Annotated in this window: 1 protein-coding gene; it reads left to right on the top strand. The window is 44.8% G+C overall.

All coding sequences use genetic code 11. The features are described 5' to 3' along the window. Positions 1-781 (top strand): ABC transporter permease (locus R7P74_RS25965; RefSeq protein ID WP_318123533.1); only part of this gene is annotated, 781 nt, incomplete at both ends.

Raw genomic sequence — 781 nt, 5'->3', positions numbered from 1 at the left:
ACCATGGCTTTTAGCGATAACGGAATGCAGCTTATTTCTGTACGAGGTGTCGATGAAAGTTATCCTTTAATGGGAGAGTTGGTTTTAGATGGGAATGAGTCAGGTCGCGTGAAGCCTAACCAGCTTTGGTTAGACGAACGCATTATGGCTCAATTAGAAGTTAACAAAGGTGACAATGTCACCATTGGTGATGCAGATTTCACCGTTTCAGGTGCAGTGCTGATGGAGCCGGGTTTAAGTTTCAATCCATTCCAACAAATGCCTGCGGCATATATTCACCAAAGCGACGTAGAAAAAACAGGCGCGATACAAGTCGGCAGTCGAGTGCAGTATCGACTGTTTCTAAAAGCTGACAATGCGGCGCTAAAGCAACTCCAAGATAAGACAGTTCTGTCACCAAGTGATCGCTGGCGTACTCAAGATACCGCGAGTCGCAGCAATGAAGTTTTTGATCGCACTACACAGTATTTATCATTGACTGTAGCTATCGTCATAATTATGGCCGCGACAACGTTGGTTCTTACTTGCCAAAACTACGTGAATAGCCGAACTCAAACCATCGCAATGTTGAAAAGCCTTGGCGCGAGCAGACGTTGGATAGAAAAGTGGTTATTGATTCAAGTTGCCATTCTATTGGTAACCGCCAGCATTGTCGGACTTATTTTGGGTAGCGGCTTGGAATATTTGTTACGTATTCCTCTGAAAGATCTTTTGCCAAACCCACTACCGAGTTACGGCGTCACTCCATTTATTGTCGCTGTGGTTTCTGCCATTCTCATCA

It is taken from the genome of Vibrio sp. 2033, assembly GCF_033339735.1.
The sequence above is the reverse complement of the archived record's forward strand: the minus strand, read 5'-3'. Positions and strand labels throughout refer to the sequence as shown.